Source organism: Moellerella wisconsensis (assembly GCF_022592395.1).
GTDB classification, from domain to species: domain Bacteria; phylum Pseudomonadota; class Gammaproteobacteria; order Enterobacterales; family Enterobacteriaceae; genus Moellerella; species Moellerella wisconsensis.
In genome coordinates, this window is record NZ_CP093242.1 from 2,803,822 (window position 1) to 2,821,875 (window position 18,054).

Below are 18,054 nucleotides of genomic sequence, written 5' to 3' on the forward strand. Positions count from 1 at the left end.
ATAGCAATGGCTACAGCGCCCTGTAGCAGTTAAACGGGACGAATACTTTCTTCGTCAAGCTGCGCATCAAACAAACTAAGCAACTTAACAATAGTTTTATCCGCAATAATTGACTGGCGCGCTTGTGCCAGTTTTTCTTCATAAATGATTTGTCGCCATTCCAACGGCGTTTTTTGTGCGGGATTATCATCCTGAATAATATTCAGTTCAATCAACCGACCACAATGTTCACTCAACGCATCTTGTAATGTTTTATGGGCAGAAGCAAGATTCAAATGACGCTGAGTCGAACGCAAATGAAGATTAATTTGCGTATCACTTATCTGTTCTATATATGAATTCAAAGCCAATTGTTCAACCAGCTTAGGAATTTTTAATTGAAAAATTTGTGCTGACCACGGATCACGCTCTCGAGCTTGTTGTGCGATTTTTGCTGCCAGCTCCGGGGTTTTTTCATATTCCAGCGCTTGTTTTATTTCTGCAGTCGTGGTGACTTGTGGCTCAGCAATCTGTTTATTTTGCGAACGCCACTGATAAGGTACAGGTTTTTCTGGCTTATTTTGTGGCTGTTCAGTATTTTTTTTCTGGGCATTCTGCTGACGCTGTGTAGACACCGCTGCCAGTCGCTCTAGCGCTGACATTGCCGGCTTAGCCTGTGGCTTAGCCGGTTTATCCTTTTTTGACGCAGAGCCCTCATCAGGAGGCATCTGTAAGGATTGCCGAGCTTTCAACAATTGCAACGTCGGGCTATTTTCTAGCGCCGGAGAACTCTCTTGTGACAACTGCCCTGTTGGCATCGCTGACTGCGCAGAATGCTGACGCGCCACAGTATTCATTGGTGAACCGCCCGACGACGGTGCTGCAGCCATTTGAGGCGCAATTAGCGGCGCCGCAGGTGGCTGTTCAATAATACTTTTCGGATGAAAAGCCAGTGCTCTCAACAAAGTCATTTCAACCCCCATGCGCAATTCAGGCGCATAGGCTAACTCTTTGCGTCCCACCAGCAAAATCTGGTAATACAGCTGCAAATCTGCCGGAGAAATAGCGCGCGCCAACAGACGTAAGCGCCCATCTATCGATGAGGGATCTGATCCTTGGGCGGCAGGTAATAATTGGATCATCGCAATACGGTGCAATAACGCCAGCATTTCAACCAGTAGATTTTCCCAATCCGCACCACGGGTCGCTGCATTATCAACTAATGACATCACGGCCGGACCATCAGCTCGGTTTAGTGCTTCGATAATAGCTAAAGGCTGTTCATCGTCCAATGTCCCGAGCATCTGGCTAACGATGTCGCCAGTCACTTTACCTTGGCCCATGGCGATAGCTTGGTCCGCTAAACTCAACGCATCGCGCATACTGCCATCGGCTGCACGGGATAAGAGTTGCCTTGCCCGATTGTCGCTTTCGATATGTTCTTCGTTAAGCACATGCTCGAGCTGCTGGCTAATTTGACCAATATCGAGGGCTTTAAGATGGAACTGCAAGCAGCGGGACAATATTGTCACCGGTAATTTTTGCGGATCAGTCGTTGCCAGCAAGAATTTCACATGTTCAGGCGGCTCTTCTAAGGTTTTAAGCAACGCGTTAAAACTGTGACGAGAAAGCATATGCACTTCGTCAATAAGATAAACTTTAAACCGACCGCGCGCAGGGGCGTATTGCACGTTATCTAGCAATTCGCGGGTATCTTCAACTTTTGTACGTGAAGCTGCATCGATTTCAATCAGATCGACAAATCTGCCCTGTTCTATTTCAAGGCAATTTACGCATTTTCCGCACGGGGTAGCCGTTATTCCTTGTTCGCAATTAAGGCCTTTAGCGAATAAACGGGCGATAGTGGTTTTTCCGACACCACGAGTGCCAGAAAACAAATAAGCGTGATGCAGCCGCTGGTGTTCAAGACCGTTAGCTAATGCTGTCAGCACATGTTGCTGACCCACGACATCTGAAAATTTTTGGGGGCGCCACTTACGGGCAAGTACCTGATAGCTCATGAATTCCGCAGCGATTAAACATGATAATAATGACCATGCTACCACAGCCTCACACATTACGGCGAGGCTATGATTAAAAATGTCAGGTAGAGGCTAATTAGTGACCAGGGAACTCAATCAGGCTAAAGGTATGAATACCTTCTTTTTCTAAACGTTCCTGTCCACCTAAATCAGGCAGAGAAATAATAAATGCGGCCTCAACAATGTTACCACCGAGCTGTTCGATCATTTTCACTGTCGCTTCGATAGTACCACCGGTTGCGAGCAGATCATCGATAACCAGTACGTTATCTCCTGGCTTAATGCTATCTTTATGAATTTCCAACGTATCGGTACCATATTCAAGATCGTATGTCATACTCAATACTTCGCGCGGCAATTTACCTTTTTTACGCACAGGCACAAAACCTACACCTAAAGTTAATGCCACGGGCGCACCAAATAAAAATCCACGGGCTTCTGTACCGACAATTTTAGTGACGCCTTTATCACGGTAGCGTTCAGCTAACAGGCGAATAGTGGCCTGATACGCCGTCGGATTATCTAATAGCGTGGTAATATCTCTAAATAGAATGCCTTCCTTCGGATAATCAACGATGGTGGCGATACTGTCTTTAATTAATTGCAGTTCTTGCTCTTTTGCAGTCATAATCGGTGCCAATTTAATAAACACTAAACGATAGAATCTATGCAAAGTCCCATAAAAATGCAACATAAAGCCGTATCTTTGGCATGATTTTTATCAATAATCCACTATTTAACCGGTTAACTCAGGTTTAAAATGAAAATATCAACACTGTTGGCCGCACTAAAAGCGCAAATTGATAATCTTGAAACTCAAGTTGCGCCGCTGTCAGAGCACATTTTTAGTCAAGCGCGCTTCGATAAAAATTTATTTAATCGGAAAAGCCAAAAATTAGGCGACTGTTTGGCCGAACTCAACCACTATTATGCCCAGCTATGCCATTCGGTTTCTCTCGGACATGAGCAGCAAGTGGGCTTTTTAACCGAAAAAATTGTGTGTCAAATCCAAGCACTAGCACGCGAGGTGTCGACCCAATCATTGCGCAAAAAAGAAGATAATTATAGCCAGAAAAAAGAGCAAGTAGATTTATATGCGCGGCTATCTCAACATCAAGATTTTGAACGCCGATTGGTCGCCATGATAAACGATCGTGAATTGGTGTTAGATAAGCAAACTAATCACGCGGCACGTCACAAGTTACAACAAGAATTAGCCGCTTTAGCTGGCCGACTTTATCGCTGCCGGCAAGCATTATTACGAATTGATAAATCTATCGAGCAGCAAGAAAATCTATTTCGTGAATAGCTATCTATTTTCGATGGGTAACTTTCTATTTTTAGTGAATAATAAGCATGGACTGTATAAATGAGTCATAATATTGATAATGCCCCCGCAGAAATAAAACTGGCGGTAGATTTAATTTATTTATTAGAAAGCCATCATATTGATAATGATGTTGTTTTGAAGGCATTAGATATCGTTAAAATGGATTATCAACGCAAAAAAAGCCAACAACAAACAGGGGGAAAGCCTAGTATTGACTCTTCCCCTATCGGCTAATCTATAAAAATAATCAACGTGTTAGCTTAATTCTCTGTTGGCTTATCTGGTGAGTTATCAGAATTTGGTTTCAGCGTTTTAATTTCTTCAATTTGATCGCCTTTCTCATTATGCAGATGAACCTCAAGCTGGTTAAACGCAATATTAATGTCGTTTTCTCGGCACAATTTATCAATAGTACGATTCACTTCATCGGTAGTCACGCCACGGTCACCAATTTGACGCACATAAAAACGTAATTCGTGATCTAACGTACTGGCTCCAAAGCCAGTAAAATAGGCCCCTGGCGCAGGATCGGTCATCACTTTGCTATTACTGGTCGCCGCTTGTAATAACACCTGTTTTACTTTGTCTAAATCTGAACCATAAGCTACGCCTAATGCGATAGTGATCCGCGTAACGGTATCTGATAACGACCAGTTAATCAGTCGTTCGGTAACAAAAGCTTTATTGGGAATAATCACTTCTTTGCGATCAAAATCAATGATAGTGGTCGCACGAATACGAATTTTGCTCACCGTGCCCGAGAAATTACCGATAGTCACGGTATCACCAATACGGATCGGGCGTTCAAACAACAAAATAATCCCCGAAACAAAGTTGGCAAAAATTTCTTGTAAACCAAAACCTAAACCAAAAGTTAATGCCGCCGCTAACCATTGTAGCTGGTTCCATGTCACCCCTAAGGTTCCGAGAGAAGCAATGGTGCCGATACCAATAATAATGTAGGTCAATAACGTAGTGATAGCGTAAGTTGACCCTTGGCGCAGTTTGAGCCGAGACAATACCAGGACTTCTAATAATCCGGGCAAGTTACGGGTCATGACCCAAGCAACGACCATAATAATTAATGCTAAGAATAAATCAGCTAACGTGACGGCTTGTAATGCATTTTCACCCGCGATAGTAGGTACGGTGGTGTGCCACAAGGTCACGCTGTCGAGAAACGAAAAAATTGTAATAAAATCAGACCAAATGGTATAAAACGCCAGCACAAAGATAAAAAATAACGCCATGGTGGTTAAACGTAATGATTGCTGGCTGATTAAATCAATCGACATCGGTGGCTCTTTGACCGGATCACCTTCTGGATCTTCTGGCTGGCCTAGGCTTTTTCGCCGCTCAATCGCACGTTTATACGCTAATTTTCGCGCTGCTAAAGTCAATGCACGGAGACAGGTGTTATACACGATATACCAGAGTAACAGCAGATACAGGCTATCAATCCAGCGGTTTGCCAGCCTCAGCGTGGTATAATAATACCCCGCCATCATCAGCCCAATGAGAATTAATGGCGAGAAAGTTAACAGCGTTACCACTATCGAACGGGTTAAATGACTGCCATTTTCTTTCCAAACGTGGCGGCAGAATGGTAAAGTAAACAAAAATACCATCAGCAACGAAATCAATACCACCAACTGACCAATTACGTCATTAGCAAGCCGTAAAGGATAGTTAACCCCGTAAGTTGACCAATAAATAAGTGGCAGTAACGGTAAAGATAAATTAGCAATCTGACGGCGTGTGCGTGCAATCACTGCTTTATCAATACCAAAATGTTGCTCGGCGATACCTTCCGGCTTTAACAAGCGATAACAGAATTCGAACAGTACCCAGAATAGCGCAAATTGTTGAAAAATAGCCCAAATAAATTCGCCTTGTGCATTACCCGTTTTTAAAAACCAATAACCGCAAGCAATGGCTATCATCGATGCTGGTAAAGTTTGCGACAAGGTAAGTAACAATGCCAACGGTGTATTAAATTGGCTATCTTGGGACAATCGATTCACTTGGGTACTGATTTGCTGCAAGCGTCTCGTTACTTTTTTAGAAAGCCACAGAAAGGCTATCGCCAATATCCACAATGGCAGACTTATTGGTAATGCGGTGACTAAACCTTTCTGCAAACTACTCCACGACAAGCTAAAATCCAATGATTTCAGTTCATTCTTAGCCGCCTCAGGGAAACTTTGCAGCCAAGTTAAATCCATCGGTTTATTACTATTTACCCAAAAAATTTGCTGAGCTAAGGTGTTTTCTAACGAACTAATCACACTCAACAGCTGTTTTTGTTCAAGTTGCAAATTAATCGCTTGAGATATCTGCCCGCCTAACTGGATATTAAGCTGATCGAGCAAATCACGCCGTACCTCGAGTAACTCGGATAGTGAATTTTTTAACTCCGGGGTAATCACATTTTTTTCAGCTTCATCCAGATTATTTTCATACTGTTTAGCCACCAGCTCATTAATGTAATCTGAGGTTAAATATAAGGCGTCGCGCTGTTTATTAATATCAAACTGTTCGAGGCGCAGGTCGGCAATCGTATTGGGTAAATTCTTAGTTAAGATATCGGGGGGAAGATTAACCTGCTCTTGAAACAAGATGCGCGATAATAGCAAACTTCCGCGCAGCACATTAATTTGCTCTTTTAAATTGCGTTCAGTTTGTGTCACCCTTTCCAGCCACGATTGCACTTTGATGCCCTTTTGCACCATGAGATTATTTTCTTGGGTGACCGAGATCAAGCGCTCGCTCAACTGTTTATTAATCGCAATCTCTTTTTGCACTAACGGATTATTACTGGCGTTCAAATTGGCCGAGGGAGAGCTTTGCACTTCACGCGCAGTTTCTTCGGAGTTATCTAGCCGTTTGTCACTAATAGTGGCTTGAACTTGCTGGATCTGCTCATTTAATACTTCAATAAATTCAGCGCTGTAATCTCGCTGTTTTTGCAATACATCTTGTAACTGGGTATTGGCTTGCAATACCTTTTTTTGGAAATCATTTTGTTGCTGTAAGTAATATTGTTCTATTTGTAATAATTCAGTCTGTGTCGGGCGCAAATTGGCCGGTCGATTTAAGGTACCATTTAGCTCATCGCGGATTTCTTGTAAGCGACGTGCATTTTCCATCATAATTGATTGTGCACGTTCGGGCTGAGTCTGTAACCCAACCAACTGGGCACTAAAACTGGCTAAATCAGCTTGTTCCGTTTGCAGTTTAGCTAATAAGCTATTTAACTCGGCTTCTAATTGCGCTAATGACAATGTTTTTAAATGGGCGATAAACTCCGCCTGAACTTGAGTGCCTTGGGATTTAATCCGTTTTAAATTATTAATCGCTTGTTTGGATTCTGAATCTGCTAGATTGATTTTTTTTTGCAGATCGTCCGAGGTCTTATTTAACTTTTCAATACCATCATAAAAAACTAACGCTTTTTCTATATCGTTAACCGATAGTTTCTCTTCTTCGGTCAAATTACTTCGTTTGCTTAATAAGCTAAGTTCATTCTGTATATCATCACGAGAAGGAATTGTGCTGGTAGTTAAGGCCCTTGCCTCTGCGGCAATAAAAAAAACTAAGAAGAATAAAATAATAGGAAAAGTAAATGATGAGCGACGCAGTTTATAATTATCAATTGATGTGTGCATGGTAAATATATCCGAATTATACTGGTCAGATTATGTATTAGTATTGCGCCAGTCAAATCAACCGACGCAATAAAAATACGTGTCTGATAGCGTTAGAATGTCAGTACTTTGTCTGCCGCCAAGGTCCATTCAGCTAATTCGACTAATGTACCCACTGATACGCCTTCGGCTAAAGTTAACCCACTGATACCTCGGGCGTCGGTACAGGTTTTACACAACTTAACCGGCACCTGTTGAGCTGTTAGAATTTCTAGCATTTGCTGTAAATTATAGCCTTCTTTGGGGTGTTGAGCGGCTAATCCTGCCGTGACAGCATCTGACATCAAAAAAACTTTCAACTCGGTTTGAGGATGATTTTCTTTTAAGGTAATCGCTAAACGCAGTGAATTAAATAAGGTCTCGCTACCGTATGGCGCGCCATTTGCTATGATTAATATCGAACTCATAATGATCTCCGTTATTCCGATGGTGCAGGTTGTCGCCTTATCGAAGGAGATGATCGCATCATTTCAATCAGGCTATCGACTAAGGTAACAGTATGTTGATAGATATTAAAACTCTCGGGTTGGAATAACCAGTTTTCTAAGATGCCAGAAATCATCGAATGCACCATAATTGAAGCGCATTCGACATTAAGATTAGCGGGGAGTTGTCCTGCGTCGATACATAATTGAAGTTGATCTACAATCCGGCTGTGGCTTGCCATATAGTTTTCTCTTTTAAAGTCCACTACCGCCGCCATTTCGCCTACCATTTCACACTTATGGAAGAATATTTCCATCAATGCACGGTTTTTAGGATTATCAATAAATTCGGTTAAAATATATATTAACAATTCTCTTAGGCTTGAGAGTGGATCATTGATATATTTTAATCGATAATTTCTTTCGGCGAGGAGAATTTGGCTATCACTGAATTCACAAGCTTGATAAAACAAATCCGCTTTATTTTTAAAGTGCCAATAAATAGCGCCACGAGTGACTCCCGCGGCTTTGGCTATATCAGCTAAAGATGTGGTAGATACACCCCGCTCTGAAAACGTCTTTATTGCGGCATCTATTATTTCTTGGCGGGTTATCTCGGCTTGTTGTTTAGTTTTTCGTGCCATTGCTCTTTGTTTTTGTCGAAAGCTGATTTACATACATTCGTGTATGTTTGTACTATAGCACGTGATAAATTTTATTCTGTCATAATTTTCTTAATAGTTACCTAAAATAACTTGAGCGCAGATAGTCTGCAAAGTAACGAGCCTGTTCTTCAGATAAAAATAACGGAGCAGGATATCGATACGAGGCAGGATAATTATCGCTCAATGCATCGTGGGTATAGTCATATTGATTAATTGAGGTTGACTTATGCGAACTAACAGAGGGGTATTACCTCTGGCTATATTGGTACTTTCAGGTAGCTTAGCTTTATCAGGATGTAACGATGACACTCAAGGTGGCGGCGAGCGTCCGGCGCCTGAAGTCGGTATCGTAACGCTGAAAGCAGAACCTCTGACGGTTAAGACTGAATTACCAGGCCGAACTTCCGCCTATCGGATTGCCGAAGTACGCCCACAAGTGGGTGGAATTATTTTAACCAGAAACTATAAAGAAGGCAGCGATATCGACGCTGGAACTTCTTTATATCAAATCGATCCAGCACCTTTCAAGGCTGCTTATAATAGTGCACAAGCTGATTTAGCCAAAGCCAGAGCAAATGCCAATATGGCCCGTTTAACGGTCAATCGCTATAAAACGCTACTGGGTACTAACTATATCAGTAAACAAGAATACGATACGGCGACCTCAACCTATGCGCAGGCCGTTGCTGCGGTTAAGGCGGCTGAATCTGCGGTTGAAACAGCGCGTATTAATCTAAATTATACCAAAGTGACTGCGCCAATCTCAGGCCGTACCGGTAAATCAAGCGTGACGGAAGGAGCTTTAGTCGCTACTGGCCAAACAACGCCATTGACTGTCATTCAACAATTAGACCCAATCTATGTGGATGTCACTCAATCCAGTGATGACTTTATTCGTCTGAAAAATGAAATTGCTCAAGGTTCATTGCAAAAAGAACCCGGTAAAGCGCCAGTTAGTTTGGTTATGAATGGCGGTAAAGTTTATGGTCAAGAGGGTTACTTAGAGTTCTCCGATGTGACTGTCGATGAAACTACCGGTTCAATCACCATGCGCGCTGTTTTTCCTAATCCTGAAAAAGAGTTATTGCCGGGAATGTTTGTCCGCGCAATTCTTGAAGATGGAGTGATTGAAAACGCCATTCTGGTACCACAACAAGGGGTAACTCGTACACCTCGTGGCCAAGCACAAGTTATGGTGGTGAATAAAGATAGTCAGGTTGAAGCACGCCAAGTTACCGCTTCTCAAGCTATTGGTAACCAATGGCTAATCACCGACGGCTTACAGCCGGGCGATCAAGTTGTGGTTATCGGCCTGCAAAAAATCAAACCGGGCGCTAAAGTCGTAGCCAAAGAAGCTAATTTGGAAACGCAATCCATAGACAATCAGGCAACCCCTGAGAAAAAGTCTTAACAAGGAGTGGGTGATTAATGCCTAAGTTTTTTATAGATAGACCAATATTTGCATGGGTAATAGCGATTATTACTATGCTTGCTGGTCTGCTGGCAATTATCAAGTTACCTGTATCTCAATACCCGACCATTGCACCGCCGGCGATTTCTATCTCCGCTAGCTATCCAGGTGCTGATGCCACAACGGTACAAAATACAGTAACTCAGGTTATCGAACAGAACATGAATGGTATCGATAACTTGGTGTATATGTCATCGACCAGTGACTCTTCCGGTAACATGAATATCTCGCTGACTTTTGATGCGGATACTGATGCCGATATTGCACAAGTACAGGTACAGAACAAACTGCAATTAGCGATGCCGTTGCTGCCACAAGAAGTACAGCAGCAAGGGATTAGCGTAGATAAATCCACCAGCTCCTTCTTGATGGTTGCTGGGTTTATCTCCAATGATGGTTCTATGGACCAGGATGATATCGCCGACTATGTGGGATCGAGTATTAAGGATCCCCTCAGCCGTGTAACCGGTGTCGGTGAGACGCAGTTATTTGGTTCACAGTATGCCATGCGCATCTGGCTCGATCCGGATAAATTAGTCAAATACAATATGAGTACTTTGGATGTTATCAATGCGATAAAAGTCCAAAATAATCAGGTTGCTGCTGGGCAAATTGGTGGTGCTCCATCGGTAGCTAATCAACGATTGAATGTGTCTATCATTGCGCAGACCCGTCTGAATAATGCGGATGAGTTTTCTAATATTTTACTGCGGGTTAATCAAGACGGCTCTCAAGTTCGCCTGAAAGATGTGGCCGTTGTCGAACTGGGTGCAGAAAACTACAACATCTTAGCTCGCTATAATGGTAAACCTTCTGCCGGTATCGGGATCAAGCTAGCCACTGGGGCTAACGCACTGGATACAGCGAAAGCTGTGCGTACAACGCTGTCAGATATGGAACCGTTCTTCCCGCAAGGGCTGGAAGTGGTTTATCCGTACGATACTACCCCATTCGTTAAAATTTCAATTAACGAAGTGGTAAAAACGCTGGTTGAAGCCATCATGTTGGTGGTCGTGGTCATGTATCTGTTCTTACAGAATATCCGTGCCACACTTATCCCAACAATTGCCGTGCCTGTGGTGCTATTAGGGACTTTCGCCATACTGGCGATGCTCGGTTATTCCATCAATACCTTGACGATGTTCGCCATGGTGCTCGCCATCGGTCTTCTGGTGGATGATGCCATCGTGGTGGTTGAAAACGTTGAGCGTGTGATGCAAGAAGAAGGGTTGCCCCCGAAAGAGGCAACCAAAAAATCCATGGAACAAATCCAAGGAGCCTTGGTGGGGATTGCGCTGGTGCTATCAGCCGTATTCATCCCAATGGCCTTCTTCGGAGGTTCTACCGGTGCTATTTATCGTCAATTCTCGGTAACTATCGTTGCTGCAATGGTACTTTCGGTTCTGGTAGCCATGATTTTGACACCAGCATTGTGCGCAACCATGCTGAAACCGATCAAAAAAGGCGATCATGGTCAAACTAAAGGCTTCTTTGGCTGGTTTAACCGTACTTTTGAAAAACAAGCGCATCATTATACCGACAGCGTAGCTCGCATGCTGAATGGTACCGGCCGCTACCTATTGATTTATGTAGTATTGGTCGCGGGAATGGCGTTTATGTTCTTACGTTTACCGTCATCTTTCTTACCCGAGGAAGATCAGGGGGTATTCTTAGCCATGGTGCAGTTACCTTCAGGCTCAACACAAGAACAAACTCAAGAAGTACTGTCCGAAGTCAGCGATTACTTTAGAACTGATGAAGAGCGCAACGTACAATCTGTATTTACCGTTAATGGCTTTGGCTTCGCCGGTCAAGGACAAAATATGGGTCTCGCGTTCGTGGTTCTGAAAAACTGGAGTGAGCGTCAAGGGGATGAAAACCACGTTACTGCAATTGTTCAACGCGCCAATATTGCGTTGTCTCAAAAGCAAGAAGCGATTATTTTCGCCTTTAACATTCCAGCGATTGTTGAGTTAGGTACAGCCAGTGGCTTTGACTTTGAATTGGTTGACCGTGGTGGTTTAGGCCATGAACAACTAGCGGAAGCACGTAATCAGTTACTTGGGCTAGCAGCTCAGCATCCTGAATTATTGCAAAATGTCCGCCCTAATGGTCAGAATGATACATCGCAGTACCGTTTACGGATTGATCAACAAAAAGCCGAAGCGCTAGGTGTTTCAATCAGTGATATCAACAGCACGCTGAGTACTATGTTTGGTGGTAATTACGTCAATGACTTTATTGACCGTGGTCGCGTGAAGAAAGTGTATATTCAAGGTCAGGCAAATAGCCGTATGTTACCTTCGGATATTTCTACGCTGTACGTTCGTAATAACCAAGCACAAATGGTGCCGTTCTCGGCCTTTGTTGATACATCACAAGATCCTTGGACTTTCGGTTCACCACGTTTAGAACGTTATAACGGTGTGCCTTCAATGGAGATCCAAGGGGATGCTGCACCGGGTAAAAGTACTGGTGAGGCTATGCTGCTGATGGAAAAACTCACCGCAGAGCTGCCAGCAGGTATTGGCTACGAATGGACGGGAATGTCATATCAAGAACGTCTGTCTGGTAACCAAGCACCGGCGTTATACGCTATCTCACTGATTGTCGTCTTCTTATGCTTGGCGGCATTGTATGAGAGCTGGTCAATTCCATTCTCAGTTATGTTAGTTGTTCCGCTCGGGATCATTGGGGCATTGCTGTTTACCTCAATCCGTGGCTTAGACAACGACGTTTACTTTAAGGTGGGCCTACTCACCACCATTGGGTTGTCGGCGAAAAACGCCATCCTAATTGTTGAGTTTGCCAAAGACCTAATGGATAAAGAAGGAAAAGGCTTAGTCGAAGCGACACTTGATGCCGTGAAGATGCGTCTCAGACCAATTCTAATGACCTCACTGGCCTTTATGCTTGGGGTATTACCATTAGTTATCAGTAATGGCGCAGGCTCTGGCGCACAGAACTCTGTCGGTACAGGGGTTCTTGGCGGTATGATAGCAGCGACCTCACTGGCTATCTTCTTTGTTCCAGTGTTCTTTGTGGTTATCCGTCGCCGCTTCAGTAAGAAAACTGAAGATATCGAACATAACCATCCAGTACAATAAGTTGTATCTGTAAACGCTAAAGGGCCACATTATGTGGCCCTTTTTTTGGCATGCTGAATATTAAATTATTGTCTAATGTGCATTTGAACCGATAGAAAAGTATCGCGCCCTGATATATCACTACAACTCATAGCACTTTAATTAAAGCTTTAGTTAAATAGACTGTGTCATCGACAGTTAAATCATTAGATAAAACCATTTGAATATAACGAGAGGAACGGTGGCGAAACTTGTTAGACCAGAGATAGGCGGCAAAGAATGGCCCTGATATATAAAAATAACGGCTCCAATCGAAGCCGTTATTTAAACAATTAAGAGTTAAACTCTATCGCTATGATTACATCCAGAAGAACCAAGCAAATAGCGAGATAACCAAAATACAGGCTAAGTTTAATACGCCGCCAACGCGCACCATCTCAATTTGGCGAATATAACCGGAGCCAAATACAATGGCATTTGGCGGTGTCGCCACCGGGAGCATAAAGGCACAAGAAGCGCCAATACCGATAATCATGGTCAGCACCATAACTGGCATGCCTAACGCTTCTGCGACAGTAGCAAAAATAGGCACTAACAAAGCCGCACTGGCAGTATTACTGGTAAATTCGGTCAAAATAATGATGAACGTAGTCACTGCAAGAATAATAATAAACCAATGGCTTTGCCCAAAAGTATCCTTCATCCAGTCAGCCATAATGCCGCTCGCACCAGAAGTTTGTAAAATCGCGCTCAGTGTTAACCCCCCACCAAACAGCATTAATACGCCCCACTCGGTATTTTTTTGAATTTGTGCCCAGTTCGCAACGCCGGTAACACAAATCAGAATAGCCGCACTGATAGCAATAATAGTATCTAGATCTTTAACGCCACCAAAAGCCGAACTAATGAATGTGCTAGTGATCCAACAACCTACCGCTAATAAGAAAATAATCATCGCGGTAATACGATGCCCAGTCCATTTAATATGTTCCAGTTCTAGCTCAAAGCGGTGTTTTAAATTTGGACGCAACATCATATACATCAATGCAAACATCATCGGCAGTAATACCACCACCATTGGAATACCGTATTTCATCCACGTTAAGAAATCTAACTGCAACGCCGCAGCGGCAATCGCATTCGGTGGGCTACCAACAATGGTTCCTAAACCACCAATACTGGCGCTGTATGCAACGCCCAATAAGACGAAAACAAAGGTATTACGTTCGTGGCGAATATCAAGATTAGATAAAATACCTAGCACTAGAGGCAACATCATCGCCGCCGTTGCCGTGTTACTAATCCACATTGAAAGCAGTGCGGTTACGCCAAATAATAAAATTACCGCAACAGATAATCGACCACGCGCAATCATTAATAAGCGGTTAGCGATCAACCTATCAATACCTTGAATATGCAAGGCTGTCGCCAATGCAAAGCCCCCGAAGAACAAGAAAATAATCGGATTGGCAAAAGATTTGAGCGCATCCCCGGTATTCATTAACCCTAGCAATACCGCCAGAATAGGAATACATAACGCAGTAATGGTTACGTGAATAGCTTCCGTCAACCACAGCACGCCGATAAACACCATTAACGCCAGCCCTGCATTGGCTTTATCGTCAAATGGTAGATAGTTTAATAGTAAAAACAACACCAAAATATCAACAGCTAAAATAACCCAACCTCGTTTATTTGACGGAGCAGGCCCAACTGCGGGTGTTAGAGTTTCAGAAGCGTCCATGATGACTCCATTAACTTAGGTTAATCATTACAAGTAACTATCACCCAAGTGTTTTATGTTAATTAAAATTATTCCAGTCGAAATATAGAGTTAAATCTATGAAAATTAAATGTACAAAAATGAAAAATGCGATCTATACCTCTAGATTTAGCTTATTTAATGTTTAAAACACAAAAGATAACCAGTTTTATTGGATTCACATCACATAAAAGAGCCATCAACTTGAAAGAATAAACCATCAACACAGAAATAAGCCATCAATGCAGAAATAGGCTATCAGCGCAGTAATAAGCAACCAACGCAGAAATAAGTCATCAATGCAGAAATAGGCTATCAATTAAGAACCAAGAAAATAACAAAATAACAACATTTATTAATGAGAGTGGAGGAAAATAATTCGAGAGAATCTTAAATAACGAGGAATTTAGTTAAGCAAAAATTAACTATTAAACATAAAAAAACGGGAAGATAATATACCTTCCCGTTCAATCAATTATTCAGCATTTAAAGCATCAGCGATTATGCTTGGCCTTTAACTTCTTTCAGGCCATTGAATGGAGCACGTTCACCCAGAGCTTCTTCAATGCGGATCAGTTGGTTATATTTAGCCACGCGGTCAGAACGGCTCATAGAACCCGTTTTGATTTGGCCTGCTGCTGTACCTACTGCCAGATCCGCGATAGTTGCGTCTTCTGTTTCACCAGAGCGGTGAGAGATAACCGCAGTATAACCTGCATCTTTAGCCATTTTGATCGCTGCCAGAGTTTCTGTCAGTGTACCAATTTGGTTAAATTTAATCAGGATAGAGTTAGCGATACCTTTATCGATACCTTCTTTCAGAATTTTGGTATTAGTTACGAACAGATCGTCACCCACCAATTGGATTTTATCACCCAGAATTTTAGTCTGGTAAGCAAAGCCATCCCAATCTGATTCATTCAGGCCATCTTCGATAGAAACGATAGGATACTGAGTGGTCAGGTCTGCTAAGTATTCTGAGAATTCGTGAGAAGTGAATGTACGGCCTTCACCTTTCAGCTCATAGTTACCTGTTTCTTTGTTATAGAACTCAGAAGCTGCACAGTCCATAGCTAAAGTGATGTCTTTACCTAAAACATAACCCGCTTTTTCTACTGCAGTTTTGATAACACTTAACGCTTCTGCGTTAGAGGCTAAGTTTGGTGCATAACCGCCTTCGTCGCCTACTGCAGTGCTCATGCCTTTCGCTTTCAGTTCTTTAGCTAAGTAATGGAAAACTTCAGAACCCATACGAACAGCTTCTTTCAGTGATTTAGCACCGACTGGCTGGATCATGAACTCTTGGATATCGACGTTATTATCCGCGTGCTCACCACCGTTCAGGATGTTCATCATTGGCAGAGGCATAGAGTATTTGCCGTGTGTACCGTTCAGGTCAGAGATATGCTCATACAGAGGCATACCTTTCGCTGCTGCCGCTGCTTTTGCGTTAGCAAGAGAAACTGCCAGAATCGCGTTAGCACCGAATTTTGCTTTGTTTTCAGTACCATCTAACTCGATCATGATTTTATCGATGTTAGCTTGATCTTTAGCATCCTGACCAATCAGCGCTTCAGCGATTGGGCCGTTAACCGCGCCAACTGCTTTCAGTACGCCTTTGCCCAGAAAACGTGATTTATCACCATCACGCAATTCTAACGCTTCACGAGAACCTGTTGATGCGCCTGATGGAGCAGCCGCTAAACCAACAAAACCACCTTCCAGATGAACTTCTGCTTCAACTGTTGGGTTACCACGAGAGTCAATAATTTCGCGACCGATCACTTTTACGATTTTGGACATTAGGTTTTCCTCAGTACAAGTTAAATTTCGGAAGGTTAGCAACCGTTGCTAGCCCTCCCATATCTTATTTCAACTGGCCTTTCTGGTAGTTACCAGCGGCTTTTACAAAACCTGCAAACAATGGATGCCCATCTCTTGGTGTCGAGGTAAATTCAGGGTGGAATTGACATGCCACAAACCATGGGTGATTCGGGTTCTCAATAATTTCCACCAGTTTGTTATCAACTGAACGACCAGCGACTTTTAGACCAGCATCTTCGATGCGTTTTAGCATCATGTTATTCACTTCATAACGATGGCGATGACGTTCAATAATCGTGCTATTGCCATACATTTCGCGTACTAGGCTGTCATTGACGAGATGGCATGGTTGACCACCCACACGCATAGTGCCACCCAGATCGCTTTCTTCACTGCGAACTTCAATATTCCCTTCTTCATCACGCCATTCAGTAATCAGCGCAACGACAGGGAATTTACAGTTTGGATCAAATTCAGTCGAATTAGCGCCTTCCATACCGGCAACATTTCGCGCATATTCAATCAGGGCTACCTGCATACCTAAACAAATTCCTAAATATGGAATGTTGTTTTCACGCGCATACTTGGCAGTCATAATTTTGCCTTCGATACCGCGTTGACCGAAGCCGCCCGGAACCAGAATCGCATCTAATCCTTTTAATAATTCTACACCACGGGTTTCGATATCCTGAGAATCAATCAGCTTAATATTGACTGTCAGGCGATTTTTCAACCCACCGTGTTTTAATGCTTCGATAACTGATTTGTAGGCATCTGGTAACTCAACATATTTACCGACCATACCGATAGTTACTTCACCTGATGGATTAGCTTCTTCGTAAATAACTTGTTCCCATTCAGACAAATTAGCTTCACGGCAATCTAAGTTAAATCGTTTACAAATATACTCATCTAAGCCTTGTGATTTCAATAGGCCTGGAATTTTATAAATAGAATCAACATCTTTGAGTGAAATAACTGCTTTTTCTGGCACATTACAGAACAAAGCAATTTTTGCACGTTCATTCGCCGGAATAACCCTATCTGAACGACAAATCAATACATCAGGCTGAATACCAATAGACAATAATTCTTTAACTGAATGCTGAGTAGGTTTAGTTTTTACTTCACCTGCCGCAGCCAAATAAGGAACTAAAGTCAAATGCATATATAAAGTATGCTCACGACCCACTTCTGCCGCCATTTGGCGAATCGCTTCGAGGAATGGCAGTGATTCGATATCACCTACCGTACCACCAATCTCAACCAATACTACATCATGGCCTTCACCACCGCGAATAATGCGGTCTTTAATTTCATTGGTGATATGAGGAATAACTTGGATAGTGGCGCCCAGATAATCGCCGCGACGTTCTTTACGCAGAACTTCAGAATAAACACGCCCAGTCGTGAAGTTATTACGACGTGTCATTTTAGTACGGATAAAACGCTCATAATGACCTAAATCAAGATCAGTTTCAGCGCCGTCTTCTGTAACGAAAACTTCCCCGTGTTGGGTTGGACTCATGGTACCCGGATCGACGTTAATATACGGATCCAGTTTCATGATAGTGACATTGAGTCCACGGGCTTCGAGTATAGCCGCCAAAGAGGCTGCGGCAATGCCTTTACCCAGAGAGGATACGACCCCGCCGGTCACAAAAATATAATTAGTTTTCATGCTGAACCTGAAAGTTTAGGTTTAAAAGATGATGGATATAACAGGACGGGAAAACAGTATACCCGAACCTTAAATTCGCTAC

Annotated in this window: 12 protein-coding genes; 4 read left to right on the forward strand and 8 right to left on the reverse strand. The window is 42.9% G+C overall.

From position 1 onward, the window contains the following. Window positions 1–29: 29 nt before the first annotated feature. Together dnaX and apt are read right to left on the reverse strand one after the other, a co-directional pair. Window positions 30–2,000 (reverse strand): DNA polymerase III subunit gamma/tau, encoded by a 1,971-nt coding sequence (gene dnaX / locus MNY66_RS12355; protein ID WP_047256913.1) that lies wholly within the window; start codon window positions 1,998–2,000, stop codon window positions 30–32. Between the two features lie 97 nt (window positions 2,001–2,097). Next, a complete protein-coding gene (apt, locus tag MNY66_RS12360; protein ID WP_047256914.1) occupies window positions 2,098–2,649 on the reverse strand; it encodes an adenine phosphoribosyltransferase in 552 nt (183 codons plus the stop codon). A 132-nt stretch (window positions 2,650–2,781) separates the two neighbouring features. On the opposite strand from apt, the gene priC reads away from it, so the two are divergent. Beyond that, a complete protein-coding gene (gene priC / locus MNY66_RS12365; RefSeq protein WP_047256869.1) occupies window positions 2,782–3,330 on the forward strand; it encodes a primosomal replication protein PriC in 549 nt (182 codons plus the stop codon). A gap of 60 nt (window positions 3,331–3,390) precedes the next feature. Further along, complete coding sequence (gene rsmS / locus MNY66_RS12370; protein ID WP_053907763.1) at window positions 3,391–3,585, forward strand: pleiotropic regulatory protein RsmS; 195 nt, start codon at window positions 3,391–3,393, stop codon at window positions 3,583–3,585. A gap of 26 nt (window positions 3,586–3,611) precedes the next feature. On the opposite strand, the gene mscK is transcribed toward rsmS, so the two are convergent. From mscK to acrR, 3 genes are all read right to left on the reverse strand, one after another. After that, window positions 3,612–7,019: a mechanosensitive channel MscK gene (gene mscK / locus MNY66_RS12375; protein WP_241500999.1), complete on the reverse strand. Its 3,408-nt coding sequence runs from the start codon at window positions 7,017–7,019 to the stop codon at window positions 3,612–3,614. Window positions 7,020–7,111: 92 nt separating this feature from the next. After that, window positions 7,112–7,465 carry a DsrE/DsrF/TusD sulfur relay family protein gene (locus MNY66_RS12380; RefSeq protein ID WP_047256872.1) on the reverse strand — a complete coding sequence of 118 codons (354 nt, stop codon included), beginning with the start codon at window positions 7,463–7,465 and terminating at the stop codon, window positions 7,112–7,114. Window positions 7,466–7,476: 11 nt separating this feature from the next. Continuing rightward, complete coding sequence (gene acrR / locus MNY66_RS12385) at window positions 7,477–8,127, reverse strand: multidrug efflux transporter transcriptional repressor AcrR (RefSeq protein WP_047256873.1); 651 nt, start codon at window positions 8,125–8,127, stop codon at window positions 7,477–7,479. Window positions 8,128–8,374: 247 nt separating this feature from the next. Between acrR and MNY66_RS12390 the strand changes: the two genes are divergently transcribed. Next, the gene (locus MNY66_RS12390; protein WP_047256874.1) at window positions 8,375–9,559 is read left to right on the forward strand and encodes an efflux RND transporter periplasmic adaptor subunit; all 1,185 of its coding nucleotides are present in this window, start codon (window positions 8,375–8,377) and stop codon (window positions 9,557–9,559) included. Between the two features lie 17 nt (window positions 9,560–9,576). Then, window positions 9,577–12,726, forward strand: coding sequence for an efflux RND transporter permease subunit (locus MNY66_RS12395; RefSeq protein ID WP_047256875.1), 3,150 nt, complete (start codon window positions 9,577–9,579; stop codon window positions 12,724–12,726). Between the two features lie 337 nt (window positions 12,727–13,063). Here MNY66_RS12395 and MNY66_RS12400 read toward each other — a convergent pair whose 3' ends face one another. From MNY66_RS12400 to pyrG, 3 genes are all read right to left on the reverse strand, one after another. Beyond that, the gene (locus MNY66_RS12400) at window positions 13,064–14,449 is read right to left on the reverse strand and encodes an SLC13 family permease (protein ID WP_241501000.1); all 1,386 of its coding nucleotides are present in this window, start codon (window positions 14,447–14,449) and stop codon (window positions 13,064–13,066) included. A gap of 519 nt (window positions 14,450–14,968) precedes the next feature. Continuing rightward, complete coding sequence (gene eno, locus MNY66_RS12405) at window positions 14,969–16,270, reverse strand: phosphopyruvate hydratase (RefSeq protein ID WP_047256877.1); 1,302 nt, start codon at window positions 16,268–16,270, stop codon at window positions 14,969–14,971. 64 nt (window positions 16,271–16,334) lie between these two features. Further along, on the reverse strand, window positions 16,335–17,972 hold the full coding sequence (gene pyrG / locus MNY66_RS12410; RefSeq protein ID WP_047256878.1) for a glutamine hydrolyzing CTP synthase: 1,638 nt from the start codon (window positions 17,970–17,972) through the stop codon (window positions 16,335–16,337). Window positions 17,973–18,054: the final 82 nt, after the last annotated feature.

Coding starts and splice junctions, on each gene's coding strand:
- dnaX (WP_047256913.1), bottom strand. CDS start 2,000: ATGAGCTATCAGGTACTTGCCCGTAAGTGGCGCCCCCAAAAATTTTCA.
- apt (WP_047256914.1), bottom strand. CDS start 2,649: ATGACTGCAAAAGAGCAAGAACTGCAATTAATTAAAGACAGTATCGCC.
- priC (WP_047256869.1), top strand. CDS start 2,782: ATGAAAATATCAACACTGTTGGCCGCACTAAAAGCGCAAATTGATAAT.
- rsmS (WP_053907763.1), top strand. CDS start 3,391: ATGAGTCATAATATTGATAATGCCCCCGCAGAAATAAAACTGGCGGTA.
- mscK (WP_241500999.1), bottom strand. CDS start 7,019: ATGCACACATCAATTGATAATTATAAACTGCGTCGCTCATCATTTACT.
- MNY66_RS12380 (WP_047256872.1), bottom strand. CDS start 7,465: ATGAGTTCGATATTAATCATAGCAAATGGCGCGCCATACGGTAGCGAG.
- acrR (WP_047256873.1), bottom strand. CDS start 8,127: ATGGCACGAAAAACTAAACAACAAGCCGAGATAACCCGCCAAGAAATA.
- MNY66_RS12390 (WP_047256874.1), top strand. CDS start 8,375: ATGCGAACTAACAGAGGGGTATTACCTCTGGCTATATTGGTACTTTCA.
- MNY66_RS12395 (WP_047256875.1), top strand. CDS start 9,577: ATGCCTAAGTTTTTTATAGATAGACCAATATTTGCATGGGTAATAGCG.
- MNY66_RS12400 (WP_241501000.1), bottom strand. CDS start 14,449: ATGGACGCTTCTGAAACTCTAACACCCGCAGTTGGGCCTGCTCCGTCA.
- eno (WP_047256877.1), bottom strand. CDS start 16,270: ATGTCCAAAATCGTAAAAGTGATCGGTCGCGAAATTATTGACTCTCGT.
- pyrG (WP_047256878.1), bottom strand. CDS start 17,972: ATGAAAACTAATTATATTTTTGTGACCGGCGGGGTCGTATCCTCTCTG.